At 60.0% G+C, this 25,109-nt stretch carries 20 protein-coding genes and 1 riboswitch; of the genes, 17 read left to right on the top strand and 3 right to left on the bottom strand.

All coding sequences use genetic code 11. The annotated features are described in order from the left end of the window. Nucleotides 1-108: 108 nt before the first annotated feature. On the bottom strand, nucleotides 109-735 hold the full coding sequence (locus tag ACZ41G_RS05170) for a DUF3043 domain-containing protein (RefSeq protein ID WP_464144780.1): 627 nt from the start codon (nucleotides 733-735) through the stop codon (nucleotides 109-111). Between the two features lie 181 nt (nucleotides 736-916). Between ACZ41G_RS05170 and ACZ41G_RS05165 the strand changes: the two genes are divergently transcribed. Next, complete coding sequence (locus ACZ41G_RS05165; RefSeq protein WP_464144779.1) at nucleotides 917-2,287, top strand: M20/M25/M40 family metallo-hydrolase; 1,371 nt, start codon at nucleotides 917-919, stop codon at nucleotides 2,285-2,287. Nucleotides 2,288-2,583: 296 nt separating this feature from the next. On the opposite strand, the gene ACZ41G_RS05160 is transcribed toward ACZ41G_RS05165, so the two are convergent. Further along, nucleotides 2,584-3,198 (bottom strand): hypothetical protein, encoded by a 615-nt coding sequence (locus ACZ41G_RS05160; RefSeq protein ID WP_464144777.1) that lies wholly within the window; start codon nucleotides 3,196-3,198, stop codon nucleotides 2,584-2,586. Nucleotides 3,199-3,535: 337 nt separating this feature from the next. Between ACZ41G_RS05160 and ACZ41G_RS05155 the strand changes: the two genes are divergently transcribed. From ACZ41G_RS05155 to ACZ41G_RS05110, 10 genes are all read left to right on the top strand, one after another. After that, on the top strand, nucleotides 3,536-4,276 hold the full coding sequence (locus ACZ41G_RS05155; protein ID WP_464144776.1) for a hypothetical protein: 741 nt from the start codon (nucleotides 3,536-3,538) through the stop codon (nucleotides 4,274-4,276). A gap of 69 nt (nucleotides 4,277-4,345) precedes the next feature. Then, nucleotides 4,346-5,050 carry a hypothetical protein gene (locus ACZ41G_RS05150; RefSeq protein WP_152356113.1) on the top strand — a complete coding sequence of 235 codons (705 nt, stop codon included), beginning with the start codon at nucleotides 4,346-4,348 and terminating at the stop codon, nucleotides 5,048-5,050. A gap of 670 nt (nucleotides 5,051-5,720) precedes the next feature. Beyond that, a complete protein-coding gene (locus ACZ41G_RS05145; protein ID WP_464144774.1) occupies nucleotides 5,721-6,497 on the top strand; it encodes a hypothetical protein in 777 nt (258 codons plus the stop codon). A 68-nt stretch (nucleotides 6,498-6,565) separates the two neighbouring features. Next, nucleotides 6,566-7,651: a hypothetical protein gene (locus ACZ41G_RS05140; RefSeq protein ID WP_464144773.1), complete on the top strand. Its 1,086-nt coding sequence runs from the start codon at nucleotides 6,566-6,568 to the stop codon at nucleotides 7,649-7,651. Further along, nucleotides 7,642-8,397, top strand: a complete 756-nt coding sequence (locus tag ACZ41G_RS05135; RefSeq protein WP_152356117.1) for an ABC transporter ATP-binding protein — start codon at nucleotides 7,642-7,644, stop codon at nucleotides 8,395-8,397. The genes ACZ41G_RS05140 and ACZ41G_RS05135 overlap by 10 nt, the downstream gene beginning before the upstream one ends. Continuing rightward, nucleotides 8,394-9,545, top strand: coding sequence for a hypothetical protein (locus tag ACZ41G_RS05130; RefSeq protein WP_464144772.1), 1,152 nt, complete (start codon nucleotides 8,394-8,396; stop codon nucleotides 9,543-9,545). Before ACZ41G_RS05135 ends, ACZ41G_RS05130 begins: the two co-directional genes overlap by 4 nt. Nucleotides 9,546-10,359: 814 nt before the next feature. Further along, nucleotides 10,360-10,470: riboswitch (TPP riboswitch) on the top strand. 31 nt (nucleotides 10,471-10,501) lie between these two features. Then, nucleotides 10,502-11,131: an ECF transporter S component gene (locus tag ACZ41G_RS05125; RefSeq protein ID WP_464144770.1), complete on the top strand. Its 630-nt coding sequence runs from the start codon at nucleotides 10,502-10,504 to the stop codon at nucleotides 11,129-11,131. 228 nt (nucleotides 11,132-11,359) lie between these two features. After that, nucleotides 11,360-12,055: an ECF transporter S component gene (locus ACZ41G_RS05120; protein WP_464144769.1), complete on the top strand. Its 696-nt coding sequence runs from the start codon at nucleotides 11,360-11,362 to the stop codon at nucleotides 12,053-12,055. 258 nt (nucleotides 12,056-12,313) lie between these two features. Next, nucleotides 12,314-14,842, top strand: coding sequence for an ATP-binding cassette domain-containing protein (locus ACZ41G_RS05115; RefSeq protein ID WP_464146231.1), 2,529 nt, complete (start codon nucleotides 12,314-12,316; stop codon nucleotides 14,840-14,842). A 304-nt stretch (nucleotides 14,843-15,146) separates the two neighbouring features. Beyond that, nucleotides 15,147-15,905 (top strand): hypothetical protein, encoded by a 759-nt coding sequence (locus ACZ41G_RS05110; protein ID WP_464144767.1) that lies wholly within the window; start codon nucleotides 15,147-15,149, stop codon nucleotides 15,903-15,905. A gap of 53 nt (nucleotides 15,906-15,958) precedes the next feature. On the opposite strand, the gene ACZ41G_RS05105 is transcribed toward ACZ41G_RS05110, so the two are convergent. After that, a complete protein-coding gene (locus ACZ41G_RS05105) occupies nucleotides 15,959-16,531 on the bottom strand; it encodes a TIGR01440 family protein (RefSeq protein ID WP_464144766.1) in 573 nt (190 codons plus the stop codon). A gap of 469 nt (nucleotides 16,532-17,000) precedes the next feature. On the opposite strand from ACZ41G_RS05105, the gene ACZ41G_RS05100 reads away from it, so the two are divergent. The 6 genes from ACZ41G_RS05100 to argJ all read left to right on the top strand — a co-directional run bounded on the left by ACZ41G_RS05100 (nucleotide 17,001) and on the right by argJ (nucleotide 25,057). Further along, the gene (locus tag ACZ41G_RS05100; protein ID WP_464144764.1) at nucleotides 17,001-17,909 is read left to right on the top strand and encodes a TrmH family RNA methyltransferase; all 909 of its coding nucleotides are present in this window, start codon (nucleotides 17,001-17,003) and stop codon (nucleotides 17,907-17,909) included. 57 nt (nucleotides 17,910-17,966) lie between these two features. Then, nucleotides 17,967-19,034, top strand: a complete 1,068-nt coding sequence (pheS, locus tag ACZ41G_RS05095; protein WP_033493423.1) for a phenylalanine--tRNA ligase subunit alpha — start codon at nucleotides 17,967-17,969, stop codon at nucleotides 19,032-19,034. A 7-nt stretch (nucleotides 19,035-19,041) separates the two neighbouring features. Next, nucleotides 19,042-21,654 (top strand): phenylalanine--tRNA ligase subunit beta, encoded by a 2,613-nt coding sequence (pheT, locus tag ACZ41G_RS05090; protein WP_464144763.1) that lies wholly within the window; start codon nucleotides 19,042-19,044, stop codon nucleotides 21,652-21,654. Nucleotides 21,655-21,850: 196 nt separating this feature from the next. Next, entirely contained in the window at nucleotides 21,851-22,648 is a 798-nt protein-coding gene (locus ACZ41G_RS05085; RefSeq protein WP_033507328.1) for a hypothetical protein, read from the top strand. A 148-nt stretch (nucleotides 22,649-22,796) separates the two neighbouring features. Next, a complete protein-coding gene (gene argC / locus ACZ41G_RS05080; RefSeq protein WP_033507329.1) occupies nucleotides 22,797-23,891 on the top strand; it encodes an N-acetyl-gamma-glutamyl-phosphate reductase in 1,095 nt (364 codons plus the stop codon). Next, nucleotides 23,888-25,057, top strand: a complete 1,170-nt coding sequence (gene argJ, locus ACZ41G_RS05075; protein WP_464144761.1) for a bifunctional glutamate N-acetyltransferase/amino-acid acetyltransferase ArgJ — start codon at nucleotides 23,888-23,890, stop codon at nucleotides 25,055-25,057. Before argC ends, argJ begins: the two co-directional genes overlap by 4 nt. The last annotated feature ends 52 nt before the right edge of the window (nucleotides 25,058-25,109 follow it).

Here is a 25,109-nt window from a genome sequence, read left to right as displayed (position 1 = left end):
GCGAAGCGTGCGGTTGGCGGACAACATGCCGCCATATACAACAACCCCGCTGCGGTGGTATGCCGCAGCGGGGTGTCAGACAAAACCGGAAAAGCGACCGAACGAAACTCAGTCCGGCCAGTTGCCGCGCTTCGGGGAGGTGGGCTTGGGCAGACGCCACCGGCGGATCTGGATTGACCGGCTCCACGCGTACATGCACGAGCGCGAACCGCGGGCTACCGCGCGGTCACCGAACTTGGCGACCAGCTTCTTCTTGAGCTTATGCCACATCACCACGATGTCGATGATTACTGCGAACAGGTACGCGTACATGAGAATCGTCAGCACGATCACTGCTTGCGGGCTGCGGGAGCTGAACACCATCATGACGACCATCATCACGACAATCACCGGAATGAAGAACTCGCCCAGATTGTAGCGGGCATCCACATAATCGCGGATATACACGCGCCACGGCAGCTGCTCCGACTTCGGCATATGACGGACGTCGCCGTTCTGCATCGCCTCGTATTCCGCGTCTTCCTTCGCACGAATCCGCTGCTTGGCGGCCTTCGCGCTCGCCTTGCGGTCCTTGGGGACGAGCGGGCGAAGATTGCGCGCCTGCGCCTCCTTGCGTTTGGGGGTCGGGCGGCCCTTGCCTTCAGTGATTTTCGCGCCTGATTCCTTCGACGCGGCCGGTTCATCCTGCTCGACCGGCTGCTCGTCGGTGGTCTTCTTGAACGGGTTCCATGTCATGCTTGCAGGTTACGGTGACCACTAGACGCTCGCAGCCCGGCAATCCGCCCGGATCCGCCGAAAACCGGCCCGATGGACCGGCCGGACGGCACGGTACCACGGTAATACGGTATGCGGATGGTGCGCGGCGGCGACACATCACCCATCGCACACACGATGACCAGATATATAAGGAGAACCCATGACCGCGTTGAATGAACAGACCGTCCGCGCGCGCGTAGAAGCCGACTGGACCAGGATTGTCGACCTGCTCAAAGAGAAGATCGCACTCAAAGCCGTGTCCGCACAAGGCATCACCGGCGAGCATATGAAGCGTTCGGCTGAATTCGTCGCCGGCGAAATGCGCAAGGTCGGCATTGATGCGCACGTCGAACAGTCCACCAACCCGGACGGCACCCCGGGAGCATGGGAGGTCATCGGCTCGCATATCGTCGACCCGAAAGCGCCCACCGTGCTCCTGTACGCGCACCACGATGTGCAGCCCGCCCCGAATCCTGCGGACTGGAACATCGACGACCCCTTCATCGCCACCCAGGTGGGCGACCGCCTTTACGGGCGCGGCACCTGCGACGACGGCGGCGGCATCGCCATCCACTCGGGCGCGCTCAAGGCGCTCGGCGATGACCTGCATGTCAATATCAAAGTGTTCTTCGAAGGCGAAGAGGAAATGGGCTCGCGCAGCTTCATCCCGTTCATCGAAGCGCATCGCGACGAATTCGACTCCGACGTCATCATCGTCGCGGATTCCGGCAACTGGACCCCGGACATCCCCAGCCTGACCACCAGCCTGCGCGGCAACACCACGCTCGACGTGAGCGTGAAAGTCCTCGACCATCCCGTCCATTCCGGGCAGTACGGCGGGCCGATCCTCGACTCGAACACGCTCGCCTCCATGCTCATCGCTTCCATGTACAACACCGACGGCGAGCTTGACATCCCCGGCCTGCTCTCCCAGGAGCCAATCGGCGGCTTGCAACAGGATCTCGACCCTGACAAGGTGCGTTCCGACACGTCGCTCGTGCCAGGCTACCGCTTCGCCGGCACCGGTTCGCTCGCCTCGCGCCTGTGGACCAAGCCGAGCGCCACGGTCATCGGATTCGACGCACACCCGGTCGACGGGTCGTTCAACGTAATCGCCAACGAGACGCGATTCCGCCTGTCCGTGCGCACTGCCCCCGGCCAGCGGCCTGAAGAGGCCCAGCAGGCGGTTGCCGATTTCCTCACCGCGCACGCGCCATTCGGTGCGAGAGTGACCGTGACCCCGCTGGACAACGGCATGGGGTGGGCCATGGACCCGAGCGCCGAAGCAACCGAGGATGCGCTCGCCGCCATGCGTGAGGCGTTCGGCGTCGAACCGATCAACAAGGGTGAGGGCGGTTCCATCCCGTTCATCCCCGAATTGCAGCGCATCTTCCCGAAGGCGCAAGTGCTGGTGACCGGGCCTGAAGACCCGCAATCCAACGCGCACAGCCCCAACGAGTCGGTCAGTCTGCCCGGGTTGAAGAAGAACGTGGTCGCCGAGGCGCTGCTGCTCGCCAAACTCGGGCAGTGATGCGACGGCGGATGTTGCGGTCGAGGTGATCGATTGCGCGTTGTTTGCCTGGTGAGACGGTGGTGCCGGTGCTGATTCTGGGCCGGGAACCGGTCTCTGTGTGAGGATTGGCTCACATGGAACCCCGTCCGGATGACTTCTGGTTGTGTTTTCTGCTTGGCGCACGTCGGTTTGTGAGGATTGGCTCACACAACGGAGGTCTGAGCGGGCCGGAATCGGGAATCGGGCTACTTCGGGTGTCGGTTTGTGAGGATTGGCTCACACAACGACACCCACAGCCTGCCGTCCGCAACCTGTCAGCTTGCGGGTACTTCGTCGACGGTCAGCGTTGCGGGCAGGTTGTCGCCGGAGTCGTTGTTCACCCGGTTGAAGGTCTCCCCGCTGATATCCTGTTCGGTTGCCGTGCCCGTTTGTGCCTTCGCTTTCGCGGTGGTGGGGGCGAGGTAGATTCCGGCGTCCGCTCCTGTCACGTAGTATTGCGAGGCGAGGCCACCGGACAGTCTACTGTGCACGAGGAACAGCAGGTAGGTCGATCCGGTTTTCATGATCGCCCCCGCGGTCTGGTTCTTGGTTGAACCGGTCTGGCGGACAACGACGGTCTCATCGCCGGCATCGCCTTTCTTCGTCGTGATGACTTTGACCGTGGAGAGAGTGAAGTCAGTGTCATCGTCGATGTCCTGGACAACTTTCTGGTCGGCGACAGTACCGACGATCACCAGATCGGAATCATCCGTAATCGCTTTGACGGAGTCGTACATTTTCGCGCGGGATGTTCCATTTTCGCTTGCCGTAGTGCTCCCGCCAGTCTGGGTCGGTGCGCTGCCGGAACCGCAGGCGCCGACGCCAAGAGCCAGCGAGAAGGCCGCCACCATTGCCAAAATCGGCTTCACGAGCCGTGGTTGCTTCTTCATGCCAGCACGCTTTCCATAGTTGGGTTGGTATTCAATGCCGTAATACTCGCAAATTCCGTATGCAAACACCCCTCCTTTGCTTTGCTCGATGTCTGACACCAATGTCAATCACAATTATATTTCATAGATGAACCCGGAAAGTAAGGCAAACGTTCCCGGCAGCCTGCCTGGTGAAATACGGATACTCCGCGAACGACGCGCGCGATGAAAGCGCATACTGGAAACCGCTGGGATAGGCTATACTGAGAGCAATATGTTCCTTCGCTGGTTGGTCAGTGGGGGGGGGGGCTTGGCAAAACGACTCCGATGATGGAGCACATGGGAAGAGGAGAAGGCCATGAAGCCCAAGATGATGCATGTTGTCGCGGTTGGTCTTGCGATGGCGATGATGCTGTCGGCATGTTCGATGCGCACTTCTGCACAGAAGCAGGAAACAACCTCGTCTCCTTCAGCGTCGGCGTCGCAGACGGGCGGGAAGATAGCGTCGTCCTTGCAAGAATTTGCTCAATTCTTGCTGGATGCGGATGCAAAACACCCGTCGATGGCCGACGAACAGAAAGAAGCCATCGAGCGTGCCGTCAAGAACAACGGTAAACTTACGCGCGCTGACTATGAGCAGGCGTGGAGCACGTATCGCACATGCATCACTTCAAGGGGATGGACGTCCCCGCCCGTGATACAGCATGGGGACTTGTATGGTGAACCACAGGTCAACACGAAAGGGATGAGTAAGGAGCAGTCAGACAGATTGTTCGAGGACATTCAGGATTGTGCATCCAAATACAAGACCAATGTAGATTCACTGTACCGTACGCAAGTTGGCAATCCTGGTTTGTCTTCCGATACGGATCAGCTGATTGTTGACTGTCTCATCAAGAATGGTGTAGTTCCCGCGTCGTTCACTAAGAAACAATACAAGAAGGAAATGGGAGAAGACCGGTCCCCAGAAGAGAAATACGTGGGACCGACATCATTTTCCGTAAGCGATGAGCGCGTCCAATCCTGTTTCTTCGCCCAAGGCTTCTATTTCAACGACGATGCGGGAACGTCGGAACCGGTATGGAAACCGATATCTTGAACAAGCCAGAATAGTTGATATCAGTATTCGATGATGAAATCTGCAATAGTCCAAAGAAGGTGATGGGTTATGAGAGACAAGCGCCATGAAATAACCGGTATTCTTGCCGTTGTGACGTGTTGCGTCATGCTGCTGTCATCGTGTTCTCATCCCGGTTCCCCTCATACCTCTGTTTCATCTGAGTCTCCATCGGCATCACAGACCGGGGCACGTCTTGCCTCATCGTTGAAAGCATACGCACAGTCGATTCTTGATGCTGATAAACAATCGCAGAAGATGGATGACGAGCAAAGGAACGTAGTTGAGAAGGCTGCGAAAGGGGACGGCACTGTCTCTCGTGCTGATTATGAACAGGCATGGGCGAACTATAAACAGTGCATCGTAAGCCGAGGGTGGACCAGCCCCAATTTGCGGGAAGCAGACGGACTATATGCAGAGCCTCCGATTAATGCGGAAAACATGACGGAGGCGCAGATGACAAAATTATCCCAGGATACTGATTATTGCGCAAGGACATACGTGGTAGACGTCGATCAGCTGTACCGGACCCAGGTTGCCAATCCGACATTGTCAACGGCGAATGTTCAGTTGATAGTGAAGTGTCTTGTGGCAAACGGCGTCGTAAGCAGTGACTATACGGCAGAAGAATTCCAAAAAGATAGCAGCGGTCTGGATTTCTCAGATAGCAAGGTGCAATCTTGCCTGATTAAATATGGATACCACGCCGTCGATGGCACCAAAGAAAAAGACAGCCTATGGAAGCCGATGGGCTGATGGGCGCGACGGTGCCTCGTTCCTGCATTGTTATGAGAAATATATGCCGCTGATGAGGCAAGGAGTTGCTGCTGGAGAGAAAGACGGACATACACGGGCTGATATTTGATAGGGGTTTGTCGTAAATAAGTGATTTTCGAGCATGCTTCAACGCGATAATGAATAATAATTATATATTAACGAAAGATAACAATATCTAGTTGCATTCATGAACTGCTGGAGATTATTACTGAGATATAAATAAGTGAGCTGAGAATTTTCTTGATGGTCTTACTTGGTAAATTAATAATATATTTCCGAAATGCTGAGGAATATTAGAGCAGTATCATGTTGTTTGGTTTCAATATGTAGATGATTTACATTCTTAACGGGAGATGATGATATTTTGCCTAGATTAAATTGAGAAAAATGATGATGTGAATATATATGTAAGAACACAATGGGTTTGCTCGGTTTGGGTTATGGCACATCAGTGTGGCTGCAATTGTGAGCATGCTGTTGTTTGGTAATAGGGTGTAGCCTGTGAAAGTGGTATGGATACGAAGTTCTAGTCGTGGCATATTTTGTGAAAATGAAGATAATGGAGAACGAAGATGATAAAATGCTGATTGAGAGCTCTAAGGTGAGTTCTCAATCATAAAATAGATTGTTCACAAGGACGGTGACGAACGTGAAAATCAAGTGGCGGAGTATCATCAGCGCTCTTGCGATTATTGTTTGCGTCGGGGCCTGCGCCAGTGCATGTTCCGCGCCGTGGTCTGGGAAGACGCAGGCAGGCAAGGCTAACACTTCAGGGGAACCTTCTGCTTCTCAATCCAGTGCTGATCCGGATTTTGGGGAAGATAGTGGCCATCTTGCTTCTTCACTGCAAGCGTTGGCAAAACGAATGCTGAATGATGACAATACCTTGAAAAAAGAGAAAAAGGACAGCGATGATGTTATGAGCACCCAGCAGCGGGACATCATCGTACGTGCGACGAAGAACAATGGTAAAATATCGCGTTCGGACTACGAGCAGTCTTGGATGAACTTTCGTTCCTGCATCGTGAATCGTGGCTGGACCGATCCGAAACCCCTTTCATATGGTGGGTTCTATTCCATGCCCGCTATGAATTATGCTGGCTTGACAGATTCGCAAAGCAAGAAACTTGACAAAGATTTATCGTATTGCATCGGGCATGAAATGATGAATGTTGATTTACTGTATCGTACGCAGGAGGGCAATGCCGAACTGTCTACGGATTATCATCAGCTTATTGTCGATTGCCTGATTAAGAAAAACGTTGTCCCGACATCGTATTCGAAAGACCAGTTCTCGAAGGATACGTCGAGCGACTCGGCCCCGGAATTCTTCCATAGTGCAGAAGCGCAGGAATGCTTTGCGCTGTATCAGTACGGGTATGCCGAAACGTCAGATCAGGCGTCGTACTGGAAACCGTTGGGATAGACCGCGCATCATCCACACCGATTGCCGGTATGCGATAGTCCGTTAGCAACAAGAGAAGGGGAACATCGATGTTTCGTCATGAGCGTGGTGTCAAAGGCAAAGTCGACAACAAACGCCATCGGCATGTCAATATCGCGGCGTGGGTCATCATGTCCATCGTGGTGGCCGTGGCGATCACCGTGGGGGCGTGCGCGATGTTCATGCCCGACCGTCCGCCCGCACTACTGGGCGCATCCGGAGAAGTGACGCAAGCCAAAGTGTCGACGCAGCAGTACAACGGCGCGCAAACAGTCACACTGATCCCCGACATCGCCAGCGACAGAACCATTCTGGGTAACAGCACCGGCACCGTGACAGCGGATTATTCAGGCAACGGGCTATCTTCCGGCCATGCCTGCATGCGCGTCAACGACCGTGCCGTCATCGCCCTGAACACAGCCCTGCCGTTGTACCGTGACCTGCACGTGGAAGACCGAGGGCAGGACGTGCGTGCGCTGAACAATGAACTGTCCCGGCTCGGCTACCAATCCGACGCCGACAGCGACCGGTACTCATGGAATACCCAGCAAGGGTGGAAACGCCTCATGGCGGACAACGGTTCGGACAGTGACGGTGCGCTCCTGCTGAGCGACATCCTATGGATCCCCGAGCAGAGCGTCACCGTCAGCAACTGGCAGGGAACCACAGGCGCAAGCGTCACCCAAGGGTCGCAGATCGGCGACATTCCAGGGGTTTTGGTCAAACTCAGCATCAAGAACACGAACCCCTCGGACCAGGATCGGGTGATCACCGTATTCGGCCAATCGACCACGCTGCCCGCAGGCCAGACCGCCATCGACAACGCCGACTATCTCAAACAGATTTCGGCGACGGAAGAATACAAAACCCAGACCAAGGACACGCTCGCGGCAGGCATCAGCGGCACGCTCTCCCTGGCGCAATCCATTGAAGCGCTTCGCGTTCCCGCGGGCGCCGTATTCGGCCTGAACGGAAGCAAAGGGTGCATCATGACCACGGACGGGACGAAACATGCCGTCACCGTTGTCGGCTCTTCGCTTGGAGTCAGTCTCGTGCAGCTCAATGACGGCGGCAGTACGGCATCCATCACCTCGGTGGAAATCGGGTCGAAGATCGCGGGCGCAACATGCTCCTGAAAGCAATAGACCTGGCACATCGTTTCCCCGGAACGGATATTCTGTTCGAGCATCTCGATTTCGAAATCAGCCCGGGGCAGACTGTCGCGCTGTGCGGGCCTTCCGGATGCGGTAAATCCACCTTGCTGTCGATTCTCGCGGGATGGGTGAAACCATGGGCGGGGCAAGTCGAACGCGACGACATCCACCGCATCGGGTGGGTATTCCAAAACCCCTACGGCGTTCCGGAACGGACCGCGCTCGACCACGTGGTCTTCCCGCTGCTTTGCCACGGCATGAGCAGACGTGAAGCGATTCCTGAAGCGTTGCAAGCCATGGGGCTGTTCGATCTGGAATATGCGGCGGACCGGAGGTTTTCCGAACTCTCCGGCGGCGAAGCGCAACGGTTGATGCTCGCCAGAGCCGTATGCTCGCACCCTGATGTGTTGCTCGTCGACGAGCCGACCGCGCAGCTGGACACGCGAACGGCGGCATCCGTGAGCGAAGTGTTGGGCAATCTCGCGGGGCAAGGCATGATCGTGGTCGTGGCGACGCATGACCCGCGTGCCAGGGACGCGTGCGACCGGATCATTGATTTGGCTGATTACGCGCCGGTCGGTGCTGAAAACGCGGATGGGGACGCGGGTGAGAGCGCTGCTGCACGTGTGGACGGGCGTGCTGCTGGGAGCGCAGACGGAAGCATTGCAGGAAGTGTTGCCGGAAGCGATGCTGGAAGTGCTGCCGGAAGCGAGGGGGTTAGATCATGAATCTCCGGTCAATCTGTTCCGAAGCCGTGCGGAACATCAGCGCGGGGACCACGCGGGCAGCATGGTTTTTCCTCGTCATGCTCATCACCGGTGCGCTTCTTGGCGGGTACGAAGCCATGTCCATCGTGCAGCTCGAACAGGAAGCGATCACGCGCATCAGTTCGGACGCCGATACGAAAGCCCTCATCGGCGCAAGCGTCGACGGCCAAGCGTGCGACGGGCTCGAAATGGTCCACAACGGGCCAAGCCTTGCAGGAGCGGCCCGTGCTGTCGAAAGCATCACCGCGTCCTCGACGCCCGGCATGGAACTGCCCGCGTACGAAGTGACCCCGGGATTCATCAAACTGCTTGCATCCGGGCAGAAAACGGCGAACGCGGCATCGTCGTCTGCGTCCTCGTCTGCGCAACAGGGGGCGACATCAACGCAACAGGAAGTGAACGAGACCGCTGACACCTCGGGAATATGGATTTCAACCGACGTCTCGCATGATTTCGGACTGGTTAAAGGCAGCGTCATGCAAACCAACCGTGGCGATATGACCATCGCCGGCGTATTCTCCTGGCCCAACGACGGCCGCGACACCAGATTCGCCTATGCGGCGATGATCCCGGTTTCGGCATCCTCCGGCGAATTCACCGAATGCTGGGCGAAGCAGTGGCCTGTCAGCGAACAAACCAACGACCTGCTGTATTCCACGGCGATCGTTTCGGGAACGGGCGGAAACACGACGGTCGCGCAGGTCAACAAATCCTTCGACTCCCGGTACAATGCGTACTCCAGCTATAAGAACCGCATGACGGTATGGCTGCCGTACGTCTCGCTAGCGGTCGGAGTGATCGCCGGGGTGATTTCCGTGCGGCGCAGACGACTGGAATACGCGGGAGCCTTGCACGTAGGGCAGACCAAAGGCGCCCAACTGCTCGAAATGATCCTGGAGACGCTCATCTGGGCGGGGCTGGCGACCATAGCGTGCCTGGCGTTGCTGTGTGCCTACTGCTGGCGCATGTCCACCGACGGCTGGATGAACATCTTCATCGCCGCCTGCCGAATCCCTGCCACCGGGTTCGCGGGGGCGATGGCCGCGACGTTCCTCGCCGGGCTCAGCGTGCGGGAGTCCCAGCTGCTGCGGTTCTTCAAGAGCCGGTAGGGTTGGGGATTTGAGTGTGCGGGTTGGGTGCGGCAGGTGGGTACGCGGCGTGCGCTAGATAGGCGACTATCTCCGGATTTCTGCACGGTCGAGAGAACAGGAACGCCGAGATAACGCGGTTTATACGGTAAGTTGTGCGAGATGAGGTCGGGGTTGGCTGTTCCTGCGTGGCGTGGTTCGCGGGCTGTGGGAGATAGCTGCGTATCCGCGGTTTGCTGGTGTCGGGCGGGCGCGGGGGATGGGGGATGGCGCAGTAGTTTCGTCATGTTGTCTGGGTTGGGGATGTATGTGGCGTGATCTGTGTGACGTGGGTTGCGGGAAGTCCGGGATACGTTCGTATCTGCGGGTTGCTGGTGTCGGGTGGAGACGGGTTGTCGGAGATGATGTGGTTTATTGGTCAGGTTGTGTGGGTTGGGGATGTATGTGGATGGGCCTGTGTGACGTGGGTTGCGGGAAGTCCGGGATACGCGTGCATCTGCGGTTTGCTGGTGCGGGGGTAATGTGGGTTGTTGGAGATAGCGCGGTTTGTGCGGGAAGTTGTGCGAGATGGGGGTGGGGTTGGTGGTTCCTGTGTGGCGTTGCTCGCGGGGTGCCGGAGATGGCTGTGCATCTGCGAGTTGCCGGTGCCGGGCGAGTGCAGGCTGTCCGAGATGGCGTGATTACTGCGGACTCCTGCCCGAGTTGGAGGCGGAGTCGCCCGCTTCTGCACGGTATAGGGCACAGAAAACCTGAGATGCGGGCATATCGTGGGGCCGCCGTAGCGGTACGGGGACGATGCGTGAATCGTGCAAAATCATGGGGTGCCCCTAGACTGAACAACCGACACGGGGGCTTGGCTGAATGCCAGGCTGAGATGGGGGTTTCCTCCGACCGAATGAACGTGAACCGGGCAATGCCGGCGCACGGACGTCGCTCTTCCCGTGCCTGAGAACAACCGTTCAAGAAAGGCACAAATCATGACACAAGCCGCGAATACCGCAGCATCATCCACAGTGAATCTCAAGTGGCGCGTCGTCGATATCGCCGTCGCATCGGTGATCGGCGTGGCCAGCGCGCTGATCTATTGGCTGGTCGCCCTGCTGACCGCCGCACCTTGGACCGCACTGGACGCGGTCGTCCCCGGTCTGCCCGGCCTGTTCAACGGATTGTGGCTGTTCGCCGGGCCCTTGGCCGCCATCATCGTGCGTAAGCCGGGAGCCGCAGTGTATGCAGAGATCGTTGCCGGTATTCTTGAAGCGTTGATGGGCAACATGTGGGGTGGTCTCGCCACATTCCTGATCGCCTTGGTGCAAGGCGTGTGCGCGGAGCTCGCGTTCGCGATTGTGCGTTACCGCAAGTGGACCCTGCCAGTTGCCGCCCTGTCCGGCGCGCTGTCCGGGGTCGGATGCTGGGCGTACAGCTTCATCGAAAACCTTCAGGGCATCAATCTTGCCGGGTCGTACGGCATTGTCTACCTGATCACCACGGTGGTGTCCGGCCTGCTGATCGCCGGCATCCTCATGTGGTACCTGTACAGGGCAATCGCGCGGACCGGCGCGCTGGACAAGTTCGCTTCCGGGCGTGAAGTGCGCGGCATCAGCGCCTGAGAGACAACACCGTCTGAAATCACCGTCTGAAATCACCGTCTGAAAGCGTCATCTGAACGCGTCAGCGTCTGGATTCCGAGGCGTGCGGCGGAGCACCGATACGGCTTCGCAAGTCAGCGGCATAAGGCCCCCCACCAGTATGGGCGGGCGGTTTCGGGATCATCGCAGCGATATACCAACCCCTGCCGGGCATCATCGCAATCCGGCATCGCATAGGAAGACATCAATATGAGCAACAACTCTTCGAACGCATCCAACGCATCCGTCGCCACAGCGACATCAGCAGCCAATTCGGTCACCCCTCAACCTGAGGCAACCCCGGTCGCAGCACTACGCCCCAGCCTCAAGTGGCGCGTCGTCGATATCGCCGTCGCATCGGTGATCGGCGTTGCCAGCGCGCTGATTTTCTGGCTGGTGTCCCTGATTTATTCGCTGGGTGTCGGCGACCTGATCGGCCTGGTCATGCCCGGATTCCAAGGCATCTATAACGGTTTGTGGCTGTTCGCCGGCCCCTTGGCGGCGGTCATCGTGCGCAAGCCGGGCGCCGCCACTTACGCGGAACTGCTCGGCGGGGTCATCGAAAGCCTGATGGGCAACCAGTGGACGGGCATGGACACGTTCAGCACGTCGCTGATGCAGGGCGCGTTCGCCGAACTCGCGTTCCTCATAGTGCTGTACCGCGTGTGGAACGTGCCGATCACCATGCTGTCCGGCGCGTTCGCCGGGGTCGCCGTGTGGCTGCATGACATTTTCATGCGCGGCCAGGCGTTCACCGGCCAGTACATCACCATCTATCTGGTCACGTCCGTGATTTCCGGCATCGTATTCGCCGGCATCGTGGTGTGGTACCTGTATCGGGCGATTGCACGGACCGGTGCGCTGGACAAATTCGTATCAGGGCGCGAAGTGAGGGCCACCGCCTGAACCACGGCGGGGCTACGGTTCACGCCGGCAGAAGCGCCTGGCAGGCAACTGTTCAGGTGTGAAGCAATACAGAACAGCAGCAACAGCGGCACAGCGGTACGACAGCGCAACAGGCACGGCGGCGGAACCGAGGCCGGCGGACGGCGGTTCGCGATACAGTGGCGGACAGCGGTCGGGCAACGGTTCCGCGCCAGCGCATTTGAAGACGGCAGGACACAGGACGCGATGAAGTCAAGCGAACATGACAACAGCAGCACAATGACGGCAGTGTCGACACAACCGGCACGTCTCGAATTCCATGATTGGGGCTACCGGCATGCCTCACGCCGCCACTTCGCCGTCCGCGGCCTCAACCTGAGCATCGAACCCGGCCAGCGCGTACTGCTGCTTGGAGCCTCGGGCATCGGCAAATCCACCATTCTCGAAGGCGCGGCGGGACTGCTCGGCGGCGATATCGAAAGCATGAACACCGCCGCTAACGGCACCACCAGCACCATTGACGCAGACGGCGGGCTGACCGAGGGGAGTGTCACCGTCGACGGCACGCCCGTCAGTCAGGCCCGGGGGCGCGTCGGCCTCGTATTGCAGGACCCGGATGCGCAGGCGATTTTCGAACGGCTCGGCGACAATGTCGCGTTCGGCCCGGAAAACCTCAACGTGCCGCGTGAAGCGATCTGGCAGCGCGTCCGCGACAGCCTCGACGCGGTCGGCATGCACGGCATCCAGCTTGACCGTTCCACCATGCACTTGAGCGGCGGGCAAATGCAGCGCCTCGCCCTCGCCGGAGCGCTCGCCATGCAGCCCGGAGTCCTGCTGCTGGACGAACCCACCGCAAACCTCGATCCAGACGGTGTGGACCAGATTGTCGGCGCGGTGCGCAACGTGCTCGACAGTACGCACGCGACCATGATGCTCGTCGAACACCGTGCAGAACCTTGGATCGACATGATTGACAGAGTCGTCGTCCTTGGATTGCAAGACAGCCAGTCCGCGGGCAGGACCGGAGTATCCGGGGAAACGGCGGAATCCGGCGAACAGGGCGAACCAAGCAGCGGCACTGTTATCACCCAGCAGGGCGATGAAGCCGAAGTAGGCCGCCACGGCGACCAACGCACGGTAATCATCGCCGACGGCACCCCGGACGAGATCTTCTCCGACCGCACCATCGATTTCGCCGGCCTCGGCATCTGGCTACCCAAACGCTACCAACGCCCCGAAGACGCCATCACACGCATCCACACCGACAGCGAACCCGAATACGATCCGGCGACCGGCACCGGCGAGCCTATCCTGACCACCAGCGGTCTGGGCATCGGGCACAGTGAAGACGCCATCGCACGCGATATCAACCTCGCATTCAAACCCGGGCAGATCACCGCGCTCGTTGGAGCGAACGGCGCCGGAAAATCAACGCTCTCCCTGACCCTCGCCGGACTGCTCAAACCGCTCGAAGGCTCCGTGGAAGCCAGCCGCGAACTCGACGGGAACGCGCACGGCACCCAGCCAATCAACTGGAAATCAACCGAACTCGCCTCCCGCATCTCCTACGTTTTCCAAAACCCCGAACACCAGTTCGCCCGCGGCAGCGTCATCGACGAAGTCATGCTCGGGCCGCTGCGTACCGGCATCGCGCCGGACGAAGCCCGCCGCCGCGCGCACGACCTGCTCGAACGCTTCAACCTCAGCCGGTACGAGAATGTCAACCCGTACACGCTGTCCGGAGGCGAAAAACGCCGACTCACCGTGGCCGCAGCGCTCGCCGCCGCCCCACGCGTGCTCATTCTTGACGAGCCGACTTTCGGGCAGGACCGCCGCACCTGGATGCAGATTGTCCACCTCATCCACGGGCTGCGCGGCGACGGCGTCAGCATCATCGTCGTCACCCACGACCATGAGCTCGTCACCGCGCTCGGCGCACGAGTCATCGAACTCATCCCGCAAGGCGGGCACGGCCAATGGGACGACGAGCAGACCATCCGCGTCAGCCCGGTCAACGAACGCCACGAACAGCCACGCGCATCCAGCAGGTCAAGCATCATCGCATCCATCAACCCCGCCTACCGGCTCTTCGGCGCTCTGCTCGCCTCGCTGCCGCTTATTTTCAGCCTCGACTGGGTATCCGCATGCACGGCGCTCGTCATCGAATTCCTGGCGCTTGCCTGCCTCGGGCTCAAACCGTTGCGGGTCGTCAAATCCACGTGGCCGGTATTCATCGGGGCGCCAGGTTCTGCGCTCGCCGTACTGTTGTACGGCAAACAAGGGGGAGCCGTCTGGTGGCATTGGGGCATGATTACCGTCAGTGAACGGTCGGCGTGGCTCGCCTTGGCTACCGGTCTGCGCATTCTGGCGGTGGGTATTCCCGCGATTATTTTGGTGTTGGGCATTGATGCGACCGATCTGGCGGACGCGTTCAGCCAGATTCTGCATTTGCCGGACCGATTCGTCTATGGCGGGCTCGCCGGTATGCGCCTGTTTTCCGTGCTGCGCGACGACTGGGCGGCACTCACCGCCTCACGCCGTTCGCGTGGACTCGGCGACGACAACGCATTCAAGGCGTTCTTCCCGCAGGCGTTCGCGCTGCTGGTGCTGTCCATCAGGCGTTCGACCACCTTGGCGACCGCGATGGAGGCGCGCGGATTCGGCGGCGACGGGCCTCGCAGCCACGCGCGCGTCAGCACGAGCGGGATGCGCGACCGGGTGTTCCTCGTGTGCTGCTTCGTGGTGCCGATGATCGCGCTCGCGGTGTCGGTGTGGTTTGGTGCGTTCAGCTTCTTTGGCGGCAAGTGAGTGCGGTCGCGGCGGTAGCGCGCGGTTTTCGCTTTTGATATTGTCCACATGTTGAGACACAGAAAAACGTCAAACGTTTGACGAATGGTTTCTGATGGTTTTCTGCGTGTCGTTACGGATGTTGCGTGTGTGACGGGGGTATGGTCGTGCTGACGGGGAGCAGATGAACCGTTTGTGTGGCTGTGGCTTCTGCTTGGCTGAGAGGAGTGTGCCGTGGCGAAAGTGACGTACGTGGGGCAGATGTTTTTCCAATACTCATAATCGGCACCCAGGCACAATCCAAATCATCAAAATGAGAGCAGGGATGATGAACGAACCAACGAACGGCTGGCCGGCGTATGCAAAGCCGATGCCCAAGCCGACCTTGCAAGACAGGATCTATTTCGCGCGGGTGCGTAAGGAGAAGCAGCGCGACCTGTTGCATGGTCTGGCTGTGGCGGAAGGGCCGTTCTATGCGCGTCTTGAGCGGATGTGTTCTATCAACGGCGTTGTCCAGGTCGGTGAGATGGCGAATCCGGTGGCGCTCATCGCTGCGTATGCCGCGCAGTATGCGGCAGTGTACTCGGGTGTGCCTTCGGGTTTGCGTCTTGACACGGTGATGGGTTCCGATGGCAGCCGTTGGGTGATGGGCCCCGCGTTGGACCAGTATCTGCTCAATATGCAGGATTACAGTGTGACGGGTCTCGTGCAGTTCGGGTATCGAAACGTCTACCCGGATGGCGCTGATCTTGACATTCAAGGCATTGCCGACACTGTCGTCGGTTCAATGGTCGGCAATGGGTCGCATCAGATTCTTAGCGGAAGCTGGACGACCACGGTTGCACATGGCAATCAGCTGTGGGATATGTGGGAGCCGTCTATTCGCATGGTGTGCAGCAATCCGAAAGAAGCGGTGATTCTGTTCTCATGTCTGATGGTTGATTTCCTTCGTCATATCCAGACGAACGGCGATGGTACCGCAACCGATGTCCGTGAGAATTATCGTACGATGCTCACGCAGACGATATTCATGTCCACTGTTGACTTCGGGCTACTTGGCAAAACGACTGGGGCTGCCGAATAGTCACGGGCTTACGGGTTTTCCGACAAAGCCCGTGACTGGAGGCTGTCAGTGCTTTACATTAGCTTTTCATCGTAGATCGCGCGGCTGCCGCCGATGTACTTCGGGCGGTATCGCGCGCAGATAATGTGCGCTTTGCCAATCATGTCAATGGAAATGCGCAGCGGAACGACCACCGGGTGGATATGCATGCCGATGAGCGTGCCGCCGATATCGATGCCGGCTTTCGCTTTGGCTTGGATATCCTCGACCAGTACCGGATGGTCGAACGACCGGTAGGCGATGGTGCCGAACGCACCACCCGCATGATTGGGCTGGGGAATCGCGTTGACCTGGTCGAAATCGTAATGTTCCAAGCAATCCTGCTCGATGACCAGCGCGCGGTTGAGGTGCTCGCAGCATTGCGCGGCGAGGAAGATACCCGCCGGTTTCAGTACCGATTGGGCGCCTTCGAACAGGTACGGCGCCACATCCATGGACGTGTGGGTGCCGATCTGCTCGCCGAGCACCTCGCTGGACGAGCATCCGATGACGAAAATATCCCCGGCGGACAGATGCGCCGCCTCGAGGACCTCACGCACTGCCTGCGCGGTCTGCTGCCTGATCTGTTCGAAATCCTGTTTCTGCATACCGCCGATTGTACTAGCGCGGAGTTGCACAATGCCCCTGTGGTTCACCTGCGGTCAAACCAATCATCATTCATCATGTGGATTCCCGGCTTCTTTCAGGTAAATCGGTAGAACCATCCCAGTGTTACGCAATGGGAATGCAAGCTGCGCGGAAGTGTTCTCCCATAATTGCGGCTTGTAACAGTGTCCATCGTGTGAGTGAATCCTCACATGTTGGCCTGGTCAGATGGTGGATTCCGCTGGTCTCGGCCATCTGGCTGTCATTGTGCGAGCGGATTCTCACACAGTGGCCTGGTTGAGCGCATGCGGGTGGTCTGGGGGAGTGTTAGTTGGTCATCATGCGAGTGAATCCTCACATTGTGGCCCGGTTGGATGCTGTGCGGGTGGTCTGGAGCGTGCTAGATGCCCGCCGTGTGAGCGGATCCTCGCACGCCACGCCAGGTAGCCGCCGCCGCGTACAGTGGGCGGTATGCCGTTGAACAATGAGATACTGAGCAATCCGCATGCCGATCGCGTGCGCAAGATCGCAGGCTTGGAGTCCAAGTCGCAGCGCGAACGCTCCGGGCGCTTCCTTATCGAAGGCCCGCAATCCGTACGCGAAGCGATTCGTTGGCGTCCCGACGCCGTGACCGACCTGTACGTGCAGATGAGCGGGGACGACCCACAGCCTGCGAACCAGACCATCGCCGAAATCTACCGCGAGGCGCTTGACAACCCGCGGGCGGGCCAGCAGGGCGGCCTGTACATCCACGGCGCCACAGCCCAAGTCATGCGCCAGATCAGCGGGGACTGCCAAGGCATCGCCGCCGTCGGCCTCACCGAACGCATGCAAGACGACCCCGATGACCTCGATTGGTCAGATCATCCCATGGTCGCTGCGTTCTGGCAGGTGCGCGATCCCGGCAACGCGGGCACTGTTATCCGCGCCGCCGATGCCGCCGGCTGTGACGCCGTGATTTTCGTGGATGACAGCGTCGACCGCTTCAATCCCAAGGTCGTTCGCGCCACCGCAGGATCGCTGTTCCATGTGCCGGTCCTGACCATGACCACCCAGGATTTCCTTGGTTGGTGCGCTGGCGAGCACAGCACATTGGTCGCCGCCGACGTACATGGCACGCCGGATCGGGCCCCCGAACAGCTGCCGGGTCTGCTCGGCGAACGCGGCCACATGCTGGAACACGAACTGCAGGACTCCAGCCGTCCGCTTACCGTGCTGTTCGGCAACGAGGCGCGCGGTCTGCCAGCCCACTTGGTCGAGCAAGCCGACCGTGTTGTCGCCATCCCGATTTATGGGAAGGCCGAATCGCTGAACCTGGCGACCAGTGCGGCAGTCATGCTCATGAGCCTGGCTATGTCGAGTCATATTGGGAAAATGTGAAGACGGTACAACGGCTTGAGCGAGAGCGACGTTTCACTGAAATAAGAAAGGGTACTCGTGGCACAGAGCGCGGTATTCGATGCACAGGCGGTGACCGCAGCGGTCAACGAAGGCATCGGGAAGATCGAAAAAGCCTCCAGCTCGGAGGAATTGAAAGCCATCAAAACCCAGTATGCGGGTGCGGAATCGGCAATGACGCAAGCGAGCAAGGCTATTGGCTCGCTCCCCGCCGACCAGAAGAAGGAAGCCGGCAAGCTCATGGGCAAGCTGCGCGCCGATTTCGGGCGCGCGTTTGGCGCCAAGCAGCAGCAGATTAAGGCTGAGGAGGAGCAGCGCGCCCTCGCCGCCGAGACGGTTGACATGACGCTGCCGATTCGCCGTAAGCCCTTGGGCGCGCGTCACCCGCTGCCGAGGCTTATGGAGGATGTCGAGGACTTCTTCATCTCGATGGGCTGGCAGATTTCGGCGGGTCCGGAAGTGGAAACCGAGTGGTATGACTTCGACGCCTTGAACTTCGGCCCCGACCATCCCGCCCGCCAGATGCAGGACACCTTCTACGTCAAGGGCAACCAGGCCAAGGACGCTGCGGGCTTCGTCGGCTCCAACATGGTGTTGCGTACGCAGACTTCCTCCGACCAAGTGCGCGCGCTGCTTACCCGTGGGGTTCCGCTGTATATCGCGTCCCCGGGCCGTGTGTTCCGCACGGACGAGCTCGACGCCACCCACACCCCGGTGTTCCACCAGTGCGAGGCGCTCGCGGTGGACAAGCATCTGACCATGGCCGATCTCAAGGGTGTGCTAGACAAGCTCGCCGTCGCCATGTTCGGCCCCGAGGCCAAGACCCGTCTACGTCCGAGCTACTTCCCGTTCACTGAGCCGAGTGCCGAGCTTGACCTGTGGTTCCCTGACAAGAAGGGTGGCGCCGGCTGGCTCGAATGGGGCGGCTGCGGCATGGTCAACCCGAACGTGCTCAAGTCCGCGGGGCTTGACCCGGAGGTATACACCGGCTTCGCGTTCGGCGTCGGCATGGAGCGTACGCTTCTGCTGCGCCACGACATCAACGACATGCACGACCTCGTCGAAGGTGACGTGCGCTTCAGCGAACAGTTTGTGATGGGGGAGTGATTGACCCATGCCTATGGTTGATATTGACTGGCTCAAGGAACACGTCGAGGTTCCCCAGGGCCTGACCTACGAACAGCTTGCCAAGGACCTTGTCAAGGTCGGTCTCGAAGAGGAACAGATCCATGCTTCCCAGGTGACTGGTCCGATTGTGGTCGGCTATGTGGTGGATGCCACGCCGGAACCGCAGAAGAACGGCAAGACCATCAACTGGTGCCATGTGGATGTCGGCGACAAGTACAATGCCGTTGACGAGAACGGCAACAAGGTGCCGCGCGGCATCGTGTGCGGAGCGCCGAATATGGCCGCCGGCGAGAAGGTTGTCGTCACGCTGCCGGGAGCTGTGCTGCCCGGTGATTTCCGTATCGAACCGCGCAAGACCTACGGGCATATGTCCGACGGCATGTGCGCTTCCGAACGCGAACTCGGACTCGGCGACAACCACGACGGTATCATCCTGCTGCGCAACTACGGCTTCACGCCTGACGAGTATGAGGCGCTCAAGCCCGGTGACGACGCGATGCACCTGCTGCATCTGGACCAGCCGATTCTCGAGATCAACATCACCCCGGATCGCGGGTACACGCTTTCCTACCGTGGTGTGGCGCGCGAATACCATCATTCCACCGGTGCGAAGTTCACCGATCCGGTGATTGAGCTCAACGAGAAGGCACCGGATCTGACCGCTGTGGCGGCTGGCACCCCGTCCGACATCGAAGTGTCCATCGAAGACGACAACCCGATTCACGGTGTCCCCGGTTGCGACCGCTATTATGCTCGTGTGGTGCGCAATTTCGACCCGTCCTCGCATACGCCGAACTGGATGCGTCGCCGTCTGATCCGTTCGGGCATGCGGTCCATTTCGCTCGCTGTGGACGTCACCAACTACGTGATGCTTGACTTGGGCCAGCCGATGCACGCCTACGATTTGGACAAGATCGAAGGCCCGATCGTTGTGCGCCGCGCCAAGGCGGGCGAGAAGCTCACCACGCTCGACGGCAAGGATCATGACCTGAGCCCGGAGGACCTGCTGATTACGGATTCGCCGAACGGCCAGCACGGTTCACGCATCCTTGGCATCGCCGGCGTGATGGGCGGTCTGTATGGCGAAGTGACCGCCGAAACGAAGAACGTGCTGCTGGAATCCGCGCATTTTGACCAGGTCACCATCGCCCGTTCGGCCCGTCGCCACAAGATTCCTTCCGAGGCGTCGAAGCGTTTCGAACGCGGCGTGGACTTCGCATTGCAGCCGGCAGCCGCGCAGATGGCAGCCGAACTGATGACCAAGTACGGCAACGGTGAGCCGTCTGAGCATCCTACCGACGTGAACAACACGCCTGCGCGTCGTCGTCCTATCCACTTCAAGGCCGATGAGGTGCGTCGCGTCGCAGGCCTTGATACTCCAGTCAACAAGATCAGCGATATCCTCACCGATATCGGCTGCATGGTCGCCGGCGGCGGCAATGGCGAATTCTCCGTCACCCCGCCGACGTGGCGTCCTGATTTGAACGAGCCGTGCGATTTGGTCGAGGAAGTCGCCCGTCTGGTCGGCTACGACCAGATTCCGACCACCGTGCCGCCGGCCCCCGTATCCGGTGCTGTCGGCTTGACCCCTGACCAGCGTCATCGCCGTGAGGTGGCCAACGAGCTCGCTGAATACGGTATGGTCGAGACGCTGAGCTACCCGTTCGTCGGCGACGCCGACTACAAGGCGTTCTCCTATGACGCCGACGCGGTCAAGCCCGTCAGCGTGGAAATCGCGAACCCGCTCGCCGGAGACCGTCCGTTCCTGCGCCGCGAAGTCCTGCCGACCTTGGCTCACACCGTGCAGCGCAATCTGCGTCGCGGCATTGAGAACGTCAGCCTGTATGAAATCGGGCATGTGTACCTGTGGGATCCGAACGCCCCTGCCATCCCGGCGCTCCCCGGCGGCGTCAAGCCGACCGACGAACAGCTCAAGGCGTTGGACGCGGGTCTGCCGGACCAGCCGCTTCACGTGGCTGGCATCCTTGCCGGCAAGGCTGAGGAAACCGGCTGGCTGGGCGTGCATCGTGACGTCGATTGGTCTGACGCGGTCGAGGCCGTGCAGCGGATCAGCGACCGTCTGGGCGCGCATCTGACGTTGTCGCAGCCGTCGGCCGCCGATGTTCCTGCGCAATGGCATCCGGGCCGTGCCGCCAAGGTGATGGCCGGTGAAACCGAGGTTGGCATGGTCGGCGAGCTGCATCCGCACGTCAACGATGCGCTCGAATTCCCGGCGCATACCGCCGCTTTCGAGCTCAATCTGACCGCGCTGTTCGGCACACTTGATGGCAAGCCCGTGCAGGCCAAGCCGATTTCAACCTTCCCGCCGGTCAAGCAGGACCTTGCGTTCACCGTCCCGGATACGGTGAGCGCCGCTCAGCTTGAAGCCGTGATCCGCAAGGCGGCAGGCGACCAGCTTGAATCCATCCAGCTGTTCGACGTATTCACCGGCGATCAGCTCGGCGAAGGCAAGAAGTCGCTTGCGTTCTCGGTGGTCTTCCGCTCCGCGGACAAGACCTTCGACTCACAAGACAGCGTTACGGTCCGTAAGGCCGTCACTGACGCTGCCGCTGAGCTTGGCGCGCAATTGCGTGCGTAATCGGCGGTTACGCTGACAAGGGTGCTATCGTGGTGTGCGCAAGCGGCGCACATCCGGAGGCCCGTTGATTCTGCCGGCTCCCGGATTGGGCGCCGGCAGATGTGTATTCAGGCTGTCCGGCCTTGTAACCGGGCGGTGTACAGGCCGGACAACGGCAGCCGCGGTGCGTGACATCGCGCGGCAACGAGGAGGAACCATGAGCGAAGCCGATCGTCCCGGACAGACGGCATCTGAACCGCAGCAGACCACGGGCGAGAGCACCGGTTCTGCGCAGTCCGCACAGACAAGCCGGCCCGGAGCGCCGGAATACGGTGCCATGCGCAGTCAGTTCCCCGCCGATTACAATCCTTACCAATTCGGCCGCGACGATGACGACAGCGGTAAGAACAAGCGTCAGGATGCCAATTCTTCTCCTGTGGGGCAACAGGGAGGCAACACCCAGCCGGCAATGCCGTGGGCGGGCGCGCCGCAGCAAGGGCAATGGCCGGGGAGCAACCAACCGCAAGGCCCGTCCCAGCAGTATCCGTCTGGGCAATACACCCGGCAGGGACCGCGGAATCCGAACCAGTCATACGGGCCGTATCCGTACGGACCGCAAGGTGTGTGGCCGCAACAAGGCAGGAACGGTACGCCGTTGCCGGGCCAACCTGGTTATCAGCCGCGGTATTTCAACGGTATCGATGTCAACGACCCCGCTTCCAATCCATTGTACGGGCGCTGGGACAGTTCGGCCATCGTGTCGTTCGTGTTCGCGCTCATGGGATTGCCTATCCTTCCGGCGATTCTTGGGGCCGTCTCAATCTGGCGTGACAAGACCTTCCATATGAAAGGCCGAGGATTCGCCATCGCCGCCGTCATCATCGACGTGATTATCACCGTGGCGTGGGTGTGGATGCTGGTCAAAGGCATCACCTCCGCCGATTTGTACCAGATGATCGGCAACCAGCTGTACGGCGGTGGATCGGGAAGCGGAACGGATTCCCTGAGCGCCTGACCGCGCCTGACTGCGCGTGCCCGGCGGGCTGTGGTGTCGCCTGAACGTTGTGCGCGACACACCCATGCATAGTTATACATGGTTCTGTATAGATATGCTATACTGGCAGTATTGATATGCAGCCATCATGCATGGGAAGTGATGTGAAATGGCAAAATACACCGTCGCGGTGGCGGGAGCCACCGGGTATGCAGGCGGGGAGGCGTTGCGCATTTTAGCGACGCACCCCGATTTCGAGGTGACGTGCGTCGCGGGTCATTCTTCGGTGGGAGACCGACTGGGCAAGCATATGCCGCATATCCCGCAGCTTGCGGATTTGACGGTGCAGGACACCACCCCGGAAGTACTCAATGGGCATGATGTCATCGTGCTTGCCCTGCCGCACGGCGCTTCCGGCGCTTTGGCCGCCAAGCTCGACCCGCAGTCCATCGTTGTCGACTTGGGTGCGGACCACCGTCTCGAAGAGCGGGACGCTTGGGATGCTTTCTATGGCGGTGATTTCTACGAGCACTGGACGTACGGCATGCCCGAGCTCATCACCGGCAAGAGCACTGACGGCACGTACACTCGTCAACGTGCCGCGTTGCCCGGCGCCAAGCGCATCGCCGGCCCGGGGTGCAATGTCACCGCAACCACATTCGCGTTGCAGCCCGGTATCGCCGAAGGGCTGATCGAGCATACCGGCATCGTCGCCGACCTCGCCGTCGGGTATTCGGGTGCCGGCAAGAACCTCAAACGCACCAACCTGCTGGCTGCTGAAGCCTTCGGTTCCGCGGTGCCTTATGGCGTCGGCGGCACCCATCGGCATATCCCTGAAATCCTGCAGAACTTCGCCCATGCCGCCGGTTTGCAGGCGGCGCAGGCATCGCAGTTCTCTCTGTCGTTCACCCCGGTGCTGGTGCCGATGGCGCGTGGCATCCTCGCTACGGTGAGCGCGCCGATGACCGACGCCGCCCGTGATCTGAGCGACGACCAGTTGCATGCGGTTTGGGAACAGGCATACGCAGGGCAAGATTTCGTCACCGTGTTGCCGCAGGGTACGCTTCCGGCCACAGGCAATGTCGTCGGCTCGAACGCAGCGCATGTTCAGGTCGTCGCCGACCGGCATGCAGGCAGGATCATCGCCTTTGCCGCAATCGACAACCTCAACAGGGGAACCGCCGGCCAGGCGGTCGAATCGCTGAACATCGCCTTGGGGCTTCCCGAGGACCAAGGTCTGACCAAGATTGGAGTGGCACCATGAGTGTAACGTTCGCACAAGGATTCTCCGCCGCCGGAGTCGCCGCCGGCATCTCCGCGAAAGCAGGCAAGCTTGATCTTGCCTTCGTGGTCAACAACGGCCCGCTTGACGCGGCGGCAGGCGTATTCACCTCCAACCGATTCTGCGCCGCCCCGGTACAATGGTCACGCAAAGCGGTGGCCGACGGCCATCTCAAGGCTGTGGTACTCAATTCCGGCGGGGCCAACGCCTGCACTGGGCAGCCCGGGTTCGAACAGTCCCAAGCCACCGCGCATGAGGCGGCAGGCCTGCTCGGCGTCGAAGACGGCAAGGTCGCGGTATGTTCGACCGGCTTGATCGGCGAGCTGCTGCCGCTGGACCACGTCCTGTCCGGAGTGCAAAGCGCTTACGCGGGGCTTGATTCCGGCGAACAGGGCGGAAGCGACGCCGCGCACGCAATCATGACCACCGACACCAAGCCGAAAACCGTGGCGTTGGAAGGCAACGGATACCGCATCGGCGGCATGGTCAAGGGCTCCGGCATGATCGCCCCACAGCTGGCTACGATGCTCTGTGTCATCACCACTGACGCCGTCGTCACCCCGGGCGCCATGCAGGCCGCGTTGTCCGCAGGCACCTCAGTGACCTTCAACCGCATTGACACCGACGGCTGCATGTCCACTAACGACACCGTGCTGCTGCTCGCATCAGGCGCTTCCGGCGTGGAGCCGGACCCTGACGAATTCAACGATCTCGTCCGTCAGGCATGCGCATCCCTCGCCCGCCAGATCGTAGGCGACGGTGAAGGCGCCAGCCACGACATCCGCATCAGCATCCACGGGGCAACCAGTGAAGACGCGGCGCTAGCCTGCGGGCGTGCCATCGCCGCATCGAACCTGTTCAAATGCGCGGTCAGCGGCAACGACCCGAACTGGGGTCGCATCCTCAGCTCGCTGGGCACGGTTCCGCCTAGTGTCGCACCATTCGACCCAACGCATGTTGATGTTGACGTCAACGGCGTGCGCATCTGCCAAGGAGGCGGCACCGGGCGTGATCGCTCCGAGGTCGATATGGCCCCGCGCGAAGTGGGGGTGGACGTCTACCTTAACGCCGGCGAGGCCGAAGCGACCGTGTGGACCGACGACCTGACCCACGAATACGTACACATCAACGCCGATTACGAGAGCTGATCGGCAAAGGTCGCTTACGAGGCTATGCCTGTCACAGACACGCAAGCGATTA

The sequence above is a fragment of the Bifidobacterium porcinum genome, from assembly GCF_055378475.1.
The sequence above is the reverse complement of the archived record's forward strand: the minus strand, read 5'-3'. Positions and strand labels throughout refer to the sequence as shown.